Annotated in this window: 14 protein-coding genes; 2 read left to right on the top strand and 12 right to left on the bottom strand. The window is 61.1% G+C overall.

The features are described 5' to 3' along the window. Positions 1–58 precede the first annotated feature (58 nt). The 10 genes from BMX27_RS16350 to BMX27_RS16400 form a co-directional block, all read right to left on the bottom strand. On the bottom strand, positions 59–1,762 hold the full coding sequence (locus tag BMX27_RS16350; RefSeq protein WP_371260156.1) for a recombinase family protein: 1,704 nt from the start codon (positions 1,760–1,762) through the stop codon (positions 59–61). Between the two features lie 1,336 nt (positions 1,763–3,098). Next, the gene (locus BMX27_RS17085; RefSeq protein WP_256212605.1) at positions 3,099–3,254 is read right to left on the bottom strand and encodes a WYL domain-containing protein; all 156 of its coding nucleotides are present in this window, start codon (positions 3,252–3,254) and stop codon (positions 3,099–3,101) included. 662 nt (positions 3,255–3,916) lie between these two features. Next, entirely contained in the window at positions 3,917–5,176 is a 1,260-nt protein-coding gene (locus tag BMX27_RS16365; RefSeq protein ID WP_090161548.1) for a benzoate/H(+) symporter BenE family transporter, read from the bottom strand. 36 nt (positions 5,177–5,212) lie between these two features. Continuing rightward, a complete protein-coding gene (locus tag BMX27_RS16370; RefSeq protein ID WP_177172770.1) occupies positions 5,213–6,019 on the bottom strand; it encodes an enoyl-CoA hydratase/isomerase family protein in 807 nt (268 codons plus the stop codon). Between the two features lie 34 nt (positions 6,020–6,053). Continuing rightward, a complete protein-coding gene (locus BMX27_RS16375; RefSeq protein ID WP_090161551.1) occupies positions 6,054–7,583 on the bottom strand; it encodes an AMP-binding protein in 1,530 nt (509 codons plus the stop codon). Next, the gene (locus tag BMX27_RS16380) at positions 7,576–8,082 is read right to left on the bottom strand and encodes a (2Fe-2S)-binding protein (RefSeq protein ID WP_090161553.1); all 507 of its coding nucleotides are present in this window, start codon (positions 8,080–8,082) and stop codon (positions 7,576–7,578) included. Before BMX27_RS16380 ends, BMX27_RS16375 begins: the two co-directional genes overlap by 8 nt. Further along, positions 8,070–8,897, bottom strand: a complete 828-nt coding sequence (locus tag BMX27_RS16385; protein ID WP_090161557.1) for an FAD binding domain-containing protein — start codon at positions 8,895–8,897, stop codon at positions 8,070–8,072. The genes BMX27_RS16380 and BMX27_RS16385 overlap by 13 nt, the downstream gene beginning before the upstream one ends. Next, positions 8,894–11,878 carry a xanthine dehydrogenase family protein molybdopterin-binding subunit gene (locus BMX27_RS16390; RefSeq protein WP_090161560.1) on the bottom strand — a complete coding sequence of 995 codons (2,985 nt, stop codon included), beginning with the start codon at positions 11,876–11,878 and terminating at the stop codon, positions 8,894–8,896. The genes BMX27_RS16385 and BMX27_RS16390 overlap by 4 nt, the downstream gene beginning before the upstream one ends. A gap of 116 nt (positions 11,879–11,994) precedes the next feature. Next, the gene (locus tag BMX27_RS16395) at positions 11,995–12,849 is read right to left on the bottom strand and encodes an AraC family transcriptional regulator (RefSeq protein ID WP_090161563.1); all 855 of its coding nucleotides are present in this window, start codon (positions 12,847–12,849) and stop codon (positions 11,995–11,997) included. A gap of 184 nt (positions 12,850–13,033) precedes the next feature. Next, positions 13,034–13,909, bottom strand: coding sequence for a LysR family transcriptional regulator (locus BMX27_RS16400; RefSeq protein ID WP_090161566.1), 876 nt, complete (start codon positions 13,907–13,909; stop codon positions 13,034–13,036). Between the two features lie 160 nt (positions 13,910–14,069). Between BMX27_RS16400 and BMX27_RS16405 the strand changes: the two genes are divergently transcribed. Together BMX27_RS16405 and BMX27_RS16410 are read left to right on the top strand one after the other, a co-directional pair. After that, complete coding sequence (locus BMX27_RS16405) at positions 14,070–14,789, top strand: hypothetical protein (protein ID WP_090161568.1); 720 nt, start codon at positions 14,070–14,072, stop codon at positions 14,787–14,789. Positions 14,790–14,951: 162 nt separating this feature from the next. Beyond that, a complete protein-coding gene (locus BMX27_RS16410) occupies positions 14,952–15,965 on the top strand; it encodes a zinc-binding alcohol dehydrogenase family protein (protein ID WP_090161571.1) in 1,014 nt (337 codons plus the stop codon). A 43-nt stretch (positions 15,966–16,008) separates the two neighbouring features. Here the strand turns inward: BMX27_RS16410 and BMX27_RS16415 are convergent, their stop codons facing one another. Both BMX27_RS16415 and BMX27_RS16420 read right to left on the bottom strand, forming a co-directional pair. Then, on the bottom strand, positions 16,009–16,299 hold the full coding sequence (locus tag BMX27_RS16415) for a hypothetical protein (RefSeq protein ID WP_090161574.1): 291 nt from the start codon (positions 16,297–16,299) through the stop codon (positions 16,009–16,011). Between the two features lie 22 nt (positions 16,300–16,321). After that, positions 16,322–17,178, bottom strand: an 857-nt coding sequence (locus BMX27_RS16420; RefSeq protein ID WP_090161576.1) for a metallophosphoesterase family protein, incomplete at its 5' end; no start/stop codon positions are given.

Raw genomic sequence — 17,178 nt, forward strand, 5'->3', positions numbered from 1 at the left:
GGCCTGACACCGCGCGAATATGCTAACCGGTCAAACGAAGACCAAAACCTGAACAGAGCTAACTCATAAATGAGGACTCTCTGGGGAGCAGGTCAACGACTTCGAAACCCGCTCCGGCGGGGCTTTTGCGTTTGGGCTGCAGATCACGTCCCAGTGCAAAGTGCAACAGACTTGCCAAAGCTCCTTCGAGTTCGATCCGCAGACGACCGGTTTGCGAATCCGGCACCAAAACGATCCGGTCGATCAGGCCGCGCAATGCTTCCTTCGACTGTTCCATGCCGTCGGGTTCGGTCAGGCCGTTGACCAATGCGGCGACCCGGTCCCGATAGGTGACCGCCATCTTGGGGTGGATCCGAATGGGGTCTTCTTCGGGTAGACTGCGCAGCTGCGCTTCCAGCTCATTCTTGCGGGCATCAAGACCGTTCATCCGGTCCTTCAATTGGTCCGGTGACACGCCAGCGATAATCGCGTCGACGAGCTTTGCGTGATCTTTCTTGATAGTGGCCAACTCGCGCTCAAATCCTGCGCGGCCTGCGGCCTGTTCGGCGCGTAGTCGATTGCGCTCCTTTGCATATTCCGCGCAGAAGACCTCGAGGGCCTCCTTGTCCATTAAAGAATGCTGCATCGCATCAAGGACCAGGCGTTCAAGGTCATCCTGCGGGACCGTAAGCATATTGTCGCAGACAGATTTGCCCTTGTTGCGTGCGCGCGAACATCCAAACCGATCTTTCGAGACCTTGGAAAATCCGCCACCGCATTTGCCACACGCCATAAGTCCGGAAAACAACGTCCGCGGCCGTCGACGATCCCAGACGTTGGCGCTTGTATCCTTCGTCTTCAAAGCGCCTTGTCTTGCGCGCACGGCCTCCCAAAGATCTTGGTCCACGATCCGCAGAGCAGGGACATCAGTGATGACCCACTCTTCCTTGGGGTTAAGGCGGGAAATACGTCTGCCTGTATCAGGATGCTTTGCGTAGGTGAGGCGGTTCCAGATCTGCTGACCGACATAAAGTTCGTTGTTCAGGATGCCGGTGCCGCGCTCGCGGTTGCCGTGGAGCGTCGACGCACCCCAGGCCCGACCCGTGGGGCCAGGAATGCCCTCGGCATTCAGATCTTCCGCGATGCGTTTAGGAGATTTGCCGTCCGCGTAGTCTTGGAAAATGCGATTAACGACCCGCGCCTCCGCAGGGTCGATTGTGCGATCGCCGCGCACAAGGCCGCCGTTGCAGTCCAGCTTCGTCACAACCTTGTAGCCGTAAGCTTTGCCGCCGGCATTCTTGCCCGCAATCGCGACGCCCTTGAGCCCACGGTGGGTCTTCGCCGCAAGGTCCTTGAGGAACAATGCATTCATCGTGCCTTTGAGGCCGATGTGCATCTCGGAGATACTGCCTTCCGAAACGGTCTCGATCATCACCCCGTGAAACATCATCCGCTGGTAGAGACTGGCGATATCGGCCTGGTTGCGGGAAAGGCGATCCAGCGCTTCTGTGATGACAACGTCAAACTTTTGCGTTGTGGCAGCCTCAATCAAGCTTTGGACACCACTGCGCAGCAGGCTTGCGCCCGAAGTGGCGCGATCCTTGTAAGTGGCCACGATCTCGATGCCTTGCCGCTGCGCATACTCCTTGCACAGTCGGATCTGGTCGTCGATCGACGCGTCGCGCTGCATGTCCGTCGAAAATCGTGCGTAAATCGCGCCCCGAAGCTTTGGCATTACGACGCGCCTCCCCTTATTCGCGCTGATCGCGCAGGTCTGCGGCATGGTCCCGGCGCGCAAGCTCGCGTGCCATGGATTTGAGCAGATCGTGAAACTGGCTCATAGATTGAGAACGGATCGCGTCGCTGACAAGGGGGGTAGGTGCGGAATCTATCGCACGGGTGGCAGGAGCTGCCGCATCTGCGGACCCCTTCCGTCCGGCAATATCTTTCCGTGCACGCGACATGACGTGTTCCTCCAGCCGCCTCAGAGCCAGGCCCGATGCGATCGATCAATGTGAATTTGTCAGGACACGACGGTGCCCGCTTGACATCAACATAGCCGAATAGCTTCCGGAAATCAGCCAGCAAAAGGCCAAGCCCGTGACAAACATGTGGACGCGTTTGTAATTGAAAACAATGCTTTAGCGGACTTTCCCCAAAACTCCGACAGAACGGTCACCACGGCGGGCTGCGGTGAGGCCGCTGGTGATGGCATCTGAGCAACTATAGTCTTGTGCCGACTGAACGGACCGTTGGAGTGCCGAGATGCGATGGGATGTGCCCAATCTTAAAAAAACACAACTGTTGATATCAGTCCGATAGTATTAAGAAACGTCTATGGGTGCATAACTTGCACACCTTGCGGCTCCTCTAGGTGTGTCTGACATCTGCGCTTATAGGTCCATGTAAATGGCGGCTTTTCTCTGCCATTTCGCACAAATCGGCTGCCACTTTGCTGGTCTAATTTTGCCAGCCGTTGAAAACGCTGAAGAATTTTTGGAAGATGAAACGCCACCTTGAGGGGTGGCGTTTTTCGTTACTGGGATGTTCCTGCTAACCTGTCAAAGGATTTTTCTTTCATCTGACATTGGAATCCGGTCCATTTAGGGTGTAAAACACACCATTAAATGTCCATTCCGGGTAATTTTTTGTCCGTTGCACATAAGTGTGGTGCCCATCAGACTGTCTCAAGCTCGTCAATTCTTTAAAAATTGGGGTAGTAAAAGTTATGGTCGCTGCCGCTAAAATATAGAACCCGTTAGGGGCGTTGCCCTGCTTACTGCTGAACGTAGCAGCTTCTTCATAGGGAACGTCACGAAGGGCGGAAAGCCGTCATTCGCTGCAGGTGCGCCCAATTTTTGGCTAGCCAGAATTAGCTGATATTCATCGGACTTTGTTTGGGGCTTTTTCGCTGCACCGCCGCAATTCGGCTGCCCCCCGACTGACGGATGCTGCATTTATCACAAGTCACTTCTTCGACGCTCCGGGGGCAATTCGCTGTAAAGACAGTCATCATCTTCGACCGGCATATGCCGACGGCGAAAGCTTGTCGTCGGAACCGCTTCCGGGTTGCTGATCCTCTCCATACGAAAATGGCGGAAGTCGACGCGCTTAGGGTCTCATCCAACGAGATACCATAGCGGGGGCAAGATCAGCATGGCTTGCGGTGCTGCCTGCCGCTCGGTCTTGCACTCTTGTGCATCGCTGTAGTCGAACCGGATGAAGTGCCGGCCCAGAAACGCTGCCTCGAAGGCCCCAAGCAGGTCAGGGTCCATATTTTCCGTCCCCGACAACTCCTGCAAGGGCGATAGTTGACCGATGTGCTGGCACTCCAAAAACCCACGCAGGTCCTTTACGTTGTCTGAAGGCAGAGTCTTCTCGATCTTGGCCAGCCCCGCGTCGGCATGTTACGAGAAGGAAAAGTTCCCGGCGGCTCGCATCGCCGCGACGCTGATCAGCAACCCAAATTATATCTGGCACGGACAACCTGGCCGGGATCTTCAACGATTGTGGGTCAAGCTGACGGCCACCCGCGCGACCGTCGTCGGAATGAATCAACACAGTCGTCGTCCCCAGTGCGCCAATATCACGCAACACGGTTCGGCGGGACAGGTCAATCAAGGGCGTCGCGTACGACCCGGAGACCGCTTCATTGAGATGAGCCCTTGACAGGCTGGTAATTTTACGTGCGCAAGCGATCCGTACAGTCTTCAATTTGGCACCGGGGTGTGTAGCTGCGGCGATATCGTCGCTACCGGGCCTGCCTGGTCATTCCCAGTCATTGCACCGGCACCCTGACGACTGTGGTGCAGCCAATGTTCAGTGACTTGCTGCCGGTTCGACAGGATGTCGGTGGCAACCAACAAGACACTTGTGAAGGGCGCAGTGCAATGACTGACGCCCTCCATTTGATCGCTGGCACCACTTGACCCGCTCTTCAGGACGCCGGGGTAGCCGCTGGCTTGGGTGCGACCACCCGTTCATTCAACATTGACACGGCGGCCCCTGCGACCAGCGCCCAGAAGGGCGCACTGATGCTCAGGAACGTCACGTTCGACATTGCCACGATCAGCGCGACGAATGCACCGATCTGGTAGCCCGCGTTGCGGTCAAATGCTGCCTGGAATGCGCTCAAAAGGACCGTGATCATCGCCAGACCGGCCACCGCGCCGATCAGCGGCCCGGGCAGCGCCATGATCAAGGGCACCGCAACACCGGCGAAGATACCGAAGATCGCAAATAGCACGCCGTTCACCACAGTGGCGGCATAACGCCCCGACTGGTCCTCGCCAGCTTGATCCGACGAACAGATGGCTGTCATCGGCCCCGCGATATTGGCGTTGTGGCCACCCATCAGCCCCGCGATCATCCCGCCGATGCCCGAGATCACGGTCATTGCGTTGATCGGCGGGCGGTAGCCCTCGGCATAAAGAACCCCAATGGCTTGTGCGTTCTCGGCTCCGATGACCAGCACGGCCAGCGGCACGGCAATCGCTAGGAATGCGTCGAGGGTAAATACAGGCGCCGTAAACTCCGGTACGACAAAGCTGATCGCCGCCTCGCCGCCTTGAAAGCCGCCTGTCAAGGACACGGCCAGAAGGCCGACGACCAGTGCCGTCAGCACCGGCGGGACTGCGCGCAGGAAGCGCATCGACAAAAAGAAGGCGATCGTTGCGGCCCCGACCACGATGGGCAGCTTCTCGATTGAGGTGACTGCCCCGATGCCGAAGCGGATCAGCGCGCCGGCGATCATCGCCATGACAATGGGCATGGGCAGCCAGCGCATGACCTTGCCGATCAGCCCCGTGATACCGAGGACGAACACCATCGCGCCTGCCATCAGGAACGCGCCGACGGCCTGTTCGAACGGAAAGGTGCCGAGAGCGCCCGCGACAAGTGCGGCACCCGGGATCGAATAGGCGCCGGTGACCGGCAGCTTGTAGTAGAGGGCCATGATCAGGCTGATCAGCCCGCCAAGGCCATAGATCGCAAGAAGCCAGGCGACGGTCTGTCCTTCCGTGAGCCCCCCGGTGTTGGCCGCGCCGATCACGATCAACGCGGGGCCGGAGCATCCGAAGATCGCCGCGACCAGTCCCGCGCTTGCGGTCTTGATGCCCAGCGCCGCGCGCAGGCCGGACAGACCCGCGCCGAAGCCCGGTCCCTTTTCGATCCACTTCGATTGTTCTGTCTGTTGCATTTGGGTCTCCTCCCTTGATTATGCTTTCCGCGCGGCTCAGCGGCCGGTGAATGCGGGCTTGCGTTTGTCGTGGAACGCCTCGACGCCTTCGCGGAAATCATCGGACTGGCGCAGGCGGCTGTAGTTCAGCCCCTCCATCTCGATCGCGGTGCTAAGAAGCGCGTCGTCGGTGTCGTTCAGCAACTTCTTTGCCGTCCGCTGCGCCATCGGCGAGAATTCCCTAAGTTCGGCGACCAGGTCGGCCACCGCCTGTTCGAGTTCGCCGTCGGGCACGCATTCGGTGGCAATTCCCCAGTCGAGCGCTTGCTGACCCGGGATGCGCCGCGATCGCATGACGATATCCTTGGTCCGGGTCACGCCGACGATCTTTTGCAGCCGCGCAGAGCCGCCGGAACCGGGGATCTGGCCCAATTTCTGTTCTGGCAGCGCGTAACGGCAGGTTTCGGACACGATCCGGAAATCGCAAGCGAGCGACAATTCGAAGCCGACACCAAAGGTATAGCCGCGATTGGCCGCGATCACCGGTTTCGTGCAGCGTGCCGGCGCGGCGATATTCCAGGCGAGGTGCGAGACATGCTCCGGACTTGCCTCGAGAAAGCCCTTGATGTTCCCGCCGGACGAAAAGTGCTCTCCCTCGCCCGAGACCACGATGATACGCACGCGGTCATCGGTATCGAGAGCCTCGAATACAAGGCGCAGCTGATCGCGGGCACCCATCGAGATGACGTTGTAGGGCGGCCGCGCAAGGATAATGTCGGCACGTTCGTTGCCCGCGTCGATTTCCACGTGGAAGCCGTCAAGATCGGCAAGGCGCGGGTCGCTGAATGTCATGGGTTCTGTCATCGGTGAATCTTTCATTTCGGTGTGTTTTCTGGATTTACGCGGTGGTCGTCTCGGTCGTCTCGGCCTCGTATTCGCCCGCGACAAGCAGGCGGCGGAGAAGCTTTCCGACCGGCGATTTCGGGATGTCGCGCACGAAGACGTAGCGGCGCGGACGGCGGAAATTGGATAGCTCGGAGTTGCGGCAATGGGCGTCGAGATCGTCTTCCGTCACATCGCCTGCGCGTTTGACGAAGGCCGTCACGACCTTGCCCCAACGCGGATCCGGCAGGCCAACCACCGCGACCTCGGCCACGGCGGGGTGCAGCGAAAGGCAGCTTTCCACTTCCACGGGAGAGACGTTTTCGCCGCCGGTGATGATCATGTCGTCAGTGCGACCCGTGACGAACAGATCGCCGTCGTCGTCGAAAACCCCGCAATCGCCGGTGAAATACCAGCCGTCGCGGATTGCCTTGCGGTCCGCCTCGGGGCGGTTCCAGTAGCCTTCGAAAGCCTCGTCGCCCTGCATGGATGCAACGATTTCGCCTTCCTCGCCCGGCGCGCAGACCTTGCTTGCATCTTCGGCGCCCAACGGCACAACGCGCAGGCGCTGGTTGATCGCTGCGCGCCCTGCCGATCCGGGCTTGGCCGCCGCGTTCTGACAAATTGAAAAGGTGTAGATTTCGGACGAGCCGTAATGGTTCACGAAATGATCAGGCTGAAACGCTTCCTCCAGCTTCTGCAACAGGCCATCGGTCATCGACGCGCCGGCAAAGCCCAGCTTGCGCACGCTTGCCACACGATCCGAAGTGAATTCGGTATGGTGGACAATGTCATGATACAGCGTCGGCACCAGATAGAGGTTGGTGACGCGATGCGTCTCGATGGCGTCAAGCGCGCCGGGCACGTCGAAGCGCGGCAGGCAAATGAAGGCGCCGCCGATCACGCTGGCGGACAGAAGGGAACGGATGCCCATCGTATGGTAAAGCGGCATGACGCCCAGCGTCCGTTCCCCATGATGATACAGATTCTGAGCCACATGGGCGATGGCAGCGGCGCGCTCGGCCCGGTGCCGTCTTGGCACACCCTTGGGCTTGGAGGTCGTGCCGGATGTGTAAAGCATCACCGACAGATCGTCGGCCCCGGCCTGTGGCCCGGCGTCGGCGGCGCGTCCCGCCAGCATCACGGTGAGGCCGTTTTTACCTTCCAGTGGTACCACGCCGATGTCCGCCGCAAGGGCCGATCCCGCAACGGCCGCCGCAGCGGCATCGTCATGGACCAGAACGCGGGCTGCACTGTCGCGCAGCGCGTGGTCCAGTTCATCGGCGGTGACGCGCCAGTTCACAGGCGTTGCGACGATTCCGGCAAGCTGGCAGGCCCAATGCAGCGAAGCATTTTCCCATCGGTTCTGCATGGCGGTGACAAGCGTGTCGCCCTTGCGCAGCCCGATCTGGCCAAGCCCGTCCACCAGCGCACTGATCCGGCGATACCAGTCGAAGTAGTTGAGTGTGAGATCTCCTTCGGCGATGGCCATCGCGCCGGGGTCGCGTTCCACGGACGCGAGAAAGCTGGTTCCGAGGTCAAGCATCGATTGGTCCTCCCTTGATGCGGTTTCGGGCGGTCAGCGCCGCCTGAACGATTGGGGCGTAGCCCGTGCAGCGGCACAGATGGCCCGAAAGCGCCTCACGGATCGCGTCCTCATCCGCGTCCGGTTGGCGCGAAAACAGCGCGTCGAGTGTCATCAGGATGCCCGCGGTGCAGAAGCCGCATTGCAGTGCGAAGTGCGCGCGGAAGGCTTCTTGAAGCGGGGTCAGCGCATCGCCCTGCGCCAGTCCCTCGACGGTGCGGATGTCGCAGCCATCGGCCTGATGTGCGAGCATGAGGCATGCGCGGGCGGGTTCGCCGTCCACCTGCACCGTGCAGGCCCCGCAGACGCCGTGTTCACAGCCGACATGCGTGCCCGTGGCACCGATCTCGTGGCGCAACGCATCGGTCAACAAAGTGCGTGGCGTCACGCGGACCACGACAGGACGACCATTCAGTTTGAAGCCGACAGGTTGCACGTCGTCTTTGGTCAGTCGCGGCATGACAAAGCCTCCTTCAGGGTTGTGTGTCCGAGACGCCGAACCAGATCGCGGCGATATCGGGCGGTGGCGTGCAGGTCGTCGCGGGCCTGCAAGTGCCAAGCGAATTCGTTCAGACGGTCGTCGAGATCCGCCATGTCGGCAGGCAGATCGAGCGTGGCAGGGGTGTCGGCAACGCCCCCCACCGCAAGCGTTGCGGTGCCGTCCGGCCGGGCGGTCGCGGCGCAGGCCACGATGGCGAAATCGCCATGTCGGCGCGCTACCTCACGAAAGGCGAAACCTGTTCCATCCTTTCGCGCAGGAAAGGCCACGGACACGATCATCTCGCCGGGTGCGAGGTCGGTCGACATCATGCCCTGGAAGAAATCACGTGCTGCGACAGTGCGCGTCTTGCGACGGCTGCGCAGGGTCACGTTGCCGCCGAGCGCGATGAGACAAAGCGGCAGCTCGGCGCTGGGATCGGCATGGGCGACAGAGCCGCAAACCGTGCCGCGATTGCGCAGTTGCGCGTGCCCGACCCAAGGCAGCGCGGCGCGCACCAGCGGCAGGCGATCCGCCAGATCGGGCCAGCGCTCTAGCGCGCTTTGCCGCACGGCGGCGCCGATGGTGACTTGATCGCCCTTGGCCTCGATCCGCGACAGCTCCGGGATGCGGGTGATGTCGACGAGCATCGCAGGCCGGGCAAGGCGCATGTTCAGCATGGGCACCAGCGATTGGCCGCCAGCGATAACCCGGGCCTCGGTGCCACCCTGATGCAACGCGTCCAGCGCTTCGCTCATCTCGGTGGCGGCGACGTAATCAAACGGGGCGGGCTTCATGACCGGCCTCCTTTCCTGATGCGGTCGACAAGGCCAATAAGCCGCGCCAAAAGCCCGCTTCGCGCGCTGCCCCCGCAATGGCGAGCCAGTGCGCGGAAGAACTCACCGATCACGACCTTGGCCGCGCCGTCCAGCAGGCGTCCGCCGACCGAGGCGACCTTTCCGCCGATTTCGGCCTCATAGCGGTAGGCGATCTCGGTGCCGTCCTCGGTGTCGGTCAAAGTGATGCGGCCATGTCCACCGCCGGTGCCGAGGGGGCCTGCGGCCTGTCCCGACAAGGTCACAGCGTTGGGTGGATCAAGGTCCGACAATTCGATGTCGGCCTTGTATCGGCTACGGACGGGTCCAACCCCCAGCGTCACATCCGCTTTGAAGTGGGTCTCGCTGATTTTCTGAACGCCATGCGATCCGGGAATGATCGCATCAAGCGTCGCGGGATCGAGCAGCATCTGCCAGACATCCGCGCGACTGGCTTTTACCACTGCACGACCTTCGCCCGTAAGCTTGCGCCCGCCTGTCGTTGGCCCGACTTCAGTCTCGGGTACCGGGTTCTTTGGATTGGGCTCATCACCAAAGATGCGCGGCGCGAGCTTGGCTGCGGTCACCGGGAGGACGATATCAGGCGCTTTGCCTTCGGGGGCCAGCGCGTCGGCCACGGCATTGGCGATGCAGACGGGCGTCGACATGCAATTGCCTTCGCCCACACCCTTGGCCCCGAGCGGGGTGAAGGGCGACGGGGTGACATGATGCAGGATGACTGGATCAGGCACCTCCATCACCGTCGGCAAAAGGTAATCGGCCAGCGTGCCGGACTGAAACGATCCATCCTCACCGTAGGCATATTCCTCAAGGAACGCCGCACCGACCGCCTGGGCAAAGCCGCCGCGCACCTGTCCGTCGACCATCGCGGGATGCAGGATGCGTCCGCAATCGTGCATGGTGACGTAGCGATCAATCTTGGGTTCTGCGGTTTCCGGGTCGATCTCGATCCCGCAGAAATCGAAGATAAAGCCGTGACAGAGTGAGGAATTAATCCCGTCCTCGGCGGTCGGGGCTTTCAGTCCGGGCGGACTCCAGAAGACCGTCTCGCGTAGCGTCTGATCCACGCTGTCCGGCAGGGTGCCCGGCGACCAATGCGCCGTTGCCGCCACCCGCGCGAAGGACAGGCTGTTATCGGGATTGCCCTTTGCTGCAATGCGGCCGGCCGCGAAGGATACGTCCTCGGGCGCGATGTTCAACTGCGCGGCCGCGACCTTGGCCAGCTTGTCGCGCAGCCGCGTTGCCGCGATTTCGGTCGCACCGGCAACCGCTGGGGCAAAGCGCGAGGCGTAGTTGCCCGAGGCGATGGACCATGCGTCGCGCATCGTATCCACATCGGCCAGAACCCGCACCGCTGCCATCGGCACACCAAGCTTGTCGGCCACGACCTGCGCCAGAACGGTGCGGTGGCCCTGACCCTGCGGGACAGATGCGACCTTGACCGTGACCGATCCGAGCGGGTCGATCGCGATGGTCGCTGTCGCCTGCGCGCCGTTCTTGGGCCCTGCCTTGGCACGCTCTTCGGGGGTCAGGACCGTGGTGATGTAGCCCATGTTCGACACCGAAGGTTCGACCACGCAGGCAAAGCCGATGCCGTAACGCCGGCCTTCGGCGCGGGCCTTGTCGCGGCGCGCGTAAAGCTCCGCGAGGCCGCCTTCGGTGACTGCCCGGTCCATCGCCGCTTCATAATCGCCCGAGTCGTAGAGCGCGCCACTGGCGGTCCGGTAGGGAAATGCGTCGGCGGGGATGAGGTTGCGGCGGATGACCTCCAGCCGGTCCAGACCGAGCTGCCGCGCGATGGCATCCATCAACCGCTCCAGCGCGAAATAGATCTGCGGTCCGCCGAAGCCGCGATTGAGCCCCGTCGGCGTCTTGTTCGTCAGCACGACGCGATTGCGGATCGCAAGGTTCGGAATGTCATAGGCACCGGTCATGTTGCCATGCATCCGGTAAAGCGTCGCAGGCTCCGGCGCGCGCAGGTGGGCCCCACAATCCTCGATCTGGTCCCAGTCGAGCGCGGTGATCCGGCCATCCGCCTCAACCGCCGCCTCGATCCGGGTCTGGCGGTTGGTGGCCGAGACGCTGGCCGACAGATGCTCAAGCCGGTCCTCGATCCATTTGACCGGCGCGCCCGCGACGCGTGCAGCGATACCGGCAAGGATCATGTAGGGGAAGACGCCCTGCTTGATCCCGAAAGAGCCGCCGGAATCAGGCGGTGTGCGCAACCGCAACCGGTTGCCTGGCACGTTCAGCGAACGTGCTACGACCGCATGGATCGAGAAAGGACCCTGGAAGTTTGCGGTGACGTCATAGGCATCCTCGCCCGGCTCATAGCTGGCGATCACGCCGTAGGTCTCGATCGGGGTGCAGGCGCTGCGTGGGTAGGTAACATCAATGCCGATCCGGTGCGGAACTGCGTCGAACGCCGCCTCGGGATCGCCATAGCGGAAGCGCCGTTCATTGATGAGGTTGCCGCCGAGGCTGGGATGCAGCACTGGCGCGTCCTCTGACAGTGCCGCGACCGGATCGACGACTACGCCAAGCGGGGCGTAATCAACCACGACCAGATCGGCGGCATCCTCTGCAAGGTAGCGGTCGGTTGCCACGATCATGGCCACCGGTTCCCCGACATAGCGCACTCGGTCGATCGCCATCGGCCAGCAGTCGACATCAGCCTTCACACCCACGGTCATCGACCGGGTGCGCGCCGCAACCTCCTGTCCGGTGATGACAGCGACGACGCCCTGCGCGCGCTGCGCTTCATCAATATCGACCGAACGAATGTCGGCGTGTCCATGCGGTGACCGCACGAAGGCCAGCGCCAATGTTCCCGCTGCGACCGGCAGATCGTCGATATAACGCCCGCGCCCCGACAAAAGCGCCGGATCTTCGACGCGCGCGACCGAACGGCCGACCAGCGGACTGTCTAAGGTATCTTTCATGTCTCCTCCCGGCTTGTCATTGGCAAGCCCTTGGGAAGTGACGTTAGGCGTGCAACCGCAGGCCCGGCGATCCCGCCAGGTCTCGGATCTTACCGAGGAGTCTCAAAAAAGCTGGTTCAGCTTTTGTCGCGCAGCCCCGACACCTGGCGAAAGACACTGGGCGAGGAGCCCGCATGGTCATGGAAGAAGCGCGAAAAGTGCGCTGGCACTGAAAAGCCTAGATCGTCAGAGATGTCGGTAAAGCTGCACGATTGGCCTGCAACAGCCTGCACCGCACGCTCGACCCGCTGTGTGTTCAGATAGACACGCGGGGAAATGCCGGTTTCCGCCTCGAACAGCCGAAAGAAATGTGCGCGGGACAATCCGCTTTCGCGCGCCAGCCAATCCATCGACGTGATGCGGGCCGGCTCCGTGCGCATCAGGGCCAGGGCCTGCGCAATCCGCCGGTCGGGCGCGCGCATCGCCGCCGCCCGCTCCCGCAACGACGGCAGCACCTTTCGCCACAGCGCAAGGCGCTCGATGATCGAGACCATCAACCCACCGATCAGGCGTTCATGTGCCGCGGCATCGCTTGGGTCCTGCACCATCGCCTCGGCGGTCTCGCGGGCCTGGCGGCGGATCTGCGGGGTGATGGCACCACCTGGTTGGGGGAAAAAGCCTGGTTCGGCACTCGCCTGCCAGTTGTCGCGAAAGGCGCTCAGCCAATTTGGCTCGATGTAAAGCGCAAGTATGATCGTCGGCGGCTGGCCCGCGCGATGCACGTAGCTGTGGTGTTCCCAGGCGTTGATAAGCACGGCGCTTTCATCGGTCAGATCCACCCGCCGCCCGCCAACATCGAACTCCGTATCGACACCCTCGACCTTCAGCAATACGTGGCATTGCGCATGGGCATGCTTCACAAGGGGACGATCCATATCAAGGAGAGCGACCCTCCCGAACCTTCCGATGGCTATCCTCAGCGCAGATGACATTAGAGATTGTTGCCAATATTCACCATCGAGTCAATCTCACTTGATTATCGTCAAAGCCACCATCTGACAGTACCGGGCATCGTGGACGTCGCTTTAAGGGTCTGCAACTCCACGCTTTTTCCACATGCCGCGCTCACGTTTCACCGGTCTTGGTCTGGCAGTCGGACGAATGTCGATCGTGACCTCATTTCGCCAGCGTGCGCGTCATCTCCCGGATCAGGTCGTTTGTTTCTGGTCTTGATGTTTGGTGCCGATATCGAAGGGCCGAAACCGTTCTTGATATTTCAAGGCCATCGATAGGTTTCGACACAAGTGCCATGTCCGAAGGAATGGCGGTGGCTGGCAGGATGACCGCACCTGCCCCTTGCCGGGCAAGTTCAATCAACCAGTCCACGCGATTTGACCGATAGGCCGCGTAGAGCTCGTGACCGTGATCCGCGCAAATCCCGTGGAGCGCATTCCGCATTTCGCAATTTGGTCGATCAAGCATGTCGGTTTCAGCAAGGGTCGAAAGAGAAATCGCATCTTGTTCAGACAACGGATGCGAGCTTGACACGACAACCTTGTAGTCCTCTTCATAGAGATGGTCTATACGATAGAGGTCTTCACTGACCTTCTCTGCCGTGACGACAACGTCAAATGCGCCATCGCGCAACCCGGTAAGAAGCGCGGAAGATGACTCGATGATCAGTTCGATTTCAGCTTGCGGCAAGCGCGTGCGCATACGCTCCACAGCTGCCGAAATCCTGTTGTGTCCGATCGTTTCGCCGATACCGACAGAGATTGGAACGCGATCGAGGCGCATGTGACGGACCGCCTCTGCCTTCGCCTGTCGCGTCTCGTCATGAACCCTCTGCAATCTTGGTTGCATGAGCTTTCCAAGAGCCGTAAGCCTGCATCCCGCACGGTCCCTGACAAACAGGTCTCCTCCAAGCTCGTCTTCGAGTTTCTTGATCGCTGTCGTCAAGGACGGTTGGGAGACGTTGGAAGCACTGGCAGCGTGGGTAAAGTTTCGGTGCGCACAGACAGCGAGAAAATACCTGATCTGGTTCATTTCCATCGCCGCATCCTCCGCCACACTCCGCTGGAGGCCATCAAAGCAACTTCGATAGCTCGTGTCTATTGAAAGATAGGATTTTGGAATTGGAGTCCGAGGCGTCCGACATGGGACAAGGGTGCATCGAGACCGAACTTGATACACTACTCATCGGGAGACGACCATGAAAACGCAATTCCTTCTGACATTCGCCGCACTGGCTCTGACCACGACTTCTGCAACTGCACAGGACACCCCAATGGAAAATCACACTGCCAGCTACATCGCCATGCCCGCCGCCGAAGGCCAGACCGAAGCCTTCGCAACGTTTCTGGCTGGTGCCGCACCGATCGTGGCAGAAACAGAGCCGGGCACCGTTCTCTGGTTTGCCCTGCAAGCCGACGATGCGCTCGCCATCTTCGACATCTTCGCAGATGAAGAAGCGCGCGACGCTCACTTCTCAGGCGCGGTTGCTGCGGCCTTGAACCAGAACGCAGGCACGCTGGTCGAGGGAGGATGGGACGAAGGCGTCGTCGCGAACATCAACAACTCCGATGTTCTTTCAGCGAAGGCGCCGGTCGATCTCTCCACGGCAACGACCGCGACATACATCAAGCTGGAGGCAGCGCCAGGCAAAGGCCCAGAACTGGCGGCCTTGTTGACCGCCGCCGGCCCCATCGTCGCAGATACCGAACCCAAGACCCTTTTCTGGGCAGGGCTTCAGATTGACGAGAACAACTTCGCCATCTTCGACATCTTTGCCGACAACGCTGGCCGCGAAGCGCACTTTGCCGGGCAGGTCGCGGGACTCCTGAATGAAAAGGCTTCCGAACTGGTCTCGGGCGGATGGGACGACGGTGTGGTGGCAAACATCCACAATTTCGACCTCCTCGCTGCCAAGTAACCCCTCCCTGATGCGTTTGCTGACGCACCGGGTCGCTCCTTCGACAAAGACGGACGTGACTTCAACAATCCGCAACCGCAAGCGATGGATCAGGCCGTAACGAAAGCGCTGATTCAGGCGCTCGACGACATTATCGAGAAACACATCTGAAAGGACGACTTCATGAAAGCCATTGGCTACCAGCGAAGCCTGCCCATCGACGATCCTAAGTCGTTGCAGGACATCGACCTGCCCGACCCTACCACCTCCGACCTTGGCCCGCATGATCTGCTGATCGAGGTCGCGGCGATTTCGGTCAACCCGGTTGATAACAAGATCCGCCAAAAGACGGCCCCCGACGACGGCTGGAAGGTGCTGGGCTGGGATGCCAGCGGCACGGTGAAGGCGGTCGGCTCCGACGTGACCCTCTTCGCCCCCGGCGACGCGGTGTTCTATGCTGGGGCCATCGACCGGCCCGGCACGAACGCGGAGCTGCACATCGTGGACGAACGCATCGTCGGTCGCAAACCGGCGTCGCTTTCCGACGCGGAGGCCGCTGCCCTGCCGCTCACGTCCATCACCGCGTGGGAACTTTTGTTCGACGGCATGAAGGTGGCGCAAGGCGGCGGGTCGGGTGAGGCGATCCTGATCCTGGGCGGTGCAGGCGGGGTCGGATCGATCCTAATCCAGATCGCAAAGGCGCTCACCGACCTGACCGTCATCGCCACCGCCTCCCGCGACGGCACCCGGGACTGGGTGCGCAAAATGGGTGCGGATCATGTCATCAACCATCACGAAGACGTGGCCGCGCAATTGGAAGAGCTTAGCATCACGCCGCGCTATGTCGCATCCCTGACCGGCACCGGGCAGAACTGGGACGCGATCATCGACCTGATCGCCCCGCGCGGCACCATCGCCTTGATCGACGATCCCGAAACCCTTGACGCGCTGGCGCTGAAGCCAAAGGCGTTGACCCTGCACTTCGAGTTCATGTTCACCCGCTCGCAACAGCAAGCCGACGACATGATCGAGCAGCACCGCCTGCTGAACCGCGTCGCCGACCTGGTCGACGCGGGCAGAATTCAAAGCACGGCCAATCGCGATGGCGGAAACATCACTGCCCAGTATCTCCGCGACGCCCACGCTCATCAGGAAAGTGGCAAAGCCATTGGAAAGACTGTGCTTACAGGGTTCTGAAGGCCGGGTGAGTAGCGATCAATTTACAACGGCCGGGGCCAACTTATTTGGCCCTGGCCGTCTCGTCCGAACCTTTCGGTGTCTTCAGAAGCTGCTGGCGAATATGAGCAGCAAAGCGGACGTCGAACTTGCAAGCCAGATGGCAGCTTGGTCCCGCGTAGCGGAAAATGGCCCTTGGAAAATGCTGCGCGCCGCACGAACGACCGCTTCGGTGAAGCCGCGCCGCAGCGTGGTCACCCAGTCCAAAGGTCCGCATTGGGCCGAAATAGCCCCGAGATTTCACAGATGACCCCTCATAAGACCACAGATTAACGATTGCCACATCGAAGGTCATCAATATCCTTTCGGAACATGGTCTATCCGGCGAACGTCGCGCTGATCTGCACCCTGCCGCCGGTCTGATCAGACCAGAACCGGGCCCAGCCGATCTGGGGACGGTAGGCGGCCCCGGCATCAAGGCAGATCGCCCGGTAGCCGTCGATCCCGTCCATCTGGGTCAGCTCAGCCTTGGTTTCCGACAGGGACGTGCGGATGGCTGGCGTGTGTCCATGCACGACGACCGTGGGTCCCTTGGTCGGCTGTCCCTCGGCATCAACATCCCAGCCGCTCTCCCATGTGGTGAATTCGTGCCGGATGGTGGCCCAGTGCGTGTCATCCATTTCGCGCCCGCGGCTGAGAAAGGTTTTCCGGTCTTGCTCGGGATCCAGGCCGGCATGGACAAAGATCAAGCTGTCAACACGCAGATGCGATGGCGCAATATCAATCGACAGAAACCACTCCGCCGGGAATGCTGCGCGCAGCTCGTCCAGTGTCTCTGCCCAAGGCCGGTCGGTCCAGGCGGGGTCGATCTCTGCCATGACCGTCTTGCCACCGTTGATTAGCCAAAGGTCGGGATCATGGCCGTCCAGCACCTCCAGCAGCAGCAGCTCGTGATTGCCGGGCAACAGAACGACTTCGTCAGCTTGGGTGAGAGTCGTCGCCTGCATCGCCAGATGAGCTGCGCCGATACTGTCCGGGCCACGATCAATCAGATCACCAAGAAACACGATCATGCGCTGAGTGTCAGCCTGACGTGGCATGTCAGCAATTTCCGACAGGATCGCCGCCAGCACTGCCGCCTGGCCATGCACATCACCGATGGCGAAGATCTCGACACCCGGATCGACGGCCCCTGGTAGCAGGCGGCTGGGAAGAGAGGCTGTCGTGATGTCCA

Origin of the sequence: Loktanella sp. DSM 29012 (assembly GCF_900110705.1) — a bacterium.
Lineage (GTDB): Bacteria > Pseudomonadota > Alphaproteobacteria > Rhodobacterales > Rhodobacteraceae > Loktanella > Loktanella gaetbuli.

Bases quoted from the DNA above. Each gene is read 5' to 3' on its own strand.
- BMX27_RS16350 (WP_371260156.1), bottom strand. From the start codon at position 1,762: ATGCCGCAGACCTGCGCGATCAGCGCGAATAAGGGGAGGCGCGTCGTA.
- BMX27_RS16405 (WP_090161568.1), top strand. From the start codon at position 14,070: ATGAAAACGCAATTCCTTCTGACATTCGCCGCACTGGCTCTGACCACG.
- BMX27_RS16410 (WP_090161571.1), top strand. From the start codon at position 14,952: ATGAAAGCCATTGGCTACCAGCGAAGCCTGCCCATCGACGATCCTAAG.
- BMX27_RS16385 (WP_090161557.1), bottom strand. From the start codon at position 8,897: ATGAAGCCCGCCCCGTTTGATTACGTCGCCGCCACCGAGATGAGCGAA.
- BMX27_RS16395 (WP_090161563.1), bottom strand. From the start codon at position 12,849: ATGTCATCTGCGCTGAGGATAGCCATCGGAAGGTTCGGGAGGGTCGCT.
- BMX27_RS16365 (WP_090161548.1), bottom strand. From the start codon at position 5,176: ATGCAACAGACAGAACAATCGAAGTGGATCGAAAAGGGACCGGGCTTC.
- BMX27_RS16370 (WP_177172770.1), bottom strand. From the start codon at position 6,019: ATGACAGAACCCATGACATTCAGCGACCCGCGCCTTGCCGATCTTGAC.
- BMX27_RS16380 (WP_090161553.1), bottom strand. From the start codon at position 8,082: ATGCCGCGACTGACCAAAGACGACGTGCAACCTGTCGGCTTCAAACTG.
- BMX27_RS17085 (WP_256212605.1), bottom strand. From the start codon at position 3,254: ATGGACCCTGACCTGCTTGGGGCCTTCGAGGCAGCGTTTCTGGGCCGG.
- BMX27_RS16390 (WP_090161560.1), bottom strand. From the start codon at position 11,878: ATGAAAGATACCTTAGACAGTCCGCTGGTCGGCCGTTCGGTCGCGCGC.
- BMX27_RS16375 (WP_090161551.1), bottom strand. From the start codon at position 7,583: ATGCTTGACCTCGGAACCAGCTTTCTCGCGTCCGTGGAACGCGACCCC.
- BMX27_RS16400 (WP_090161566.1), bottom strand. From the start codon at position 13,909: ATGGAAATGAACCAGATCAGGTATTTTCTCGCTGTCTGTGCGCACCGA.
- BMX27_RS16415 (WP_090161574.1), bottom strand. From the start codon at position 16,299: ATGACCTTCGATGTGGCAATCGTTAATCTGTGGTCTTATGAGGGGTCA.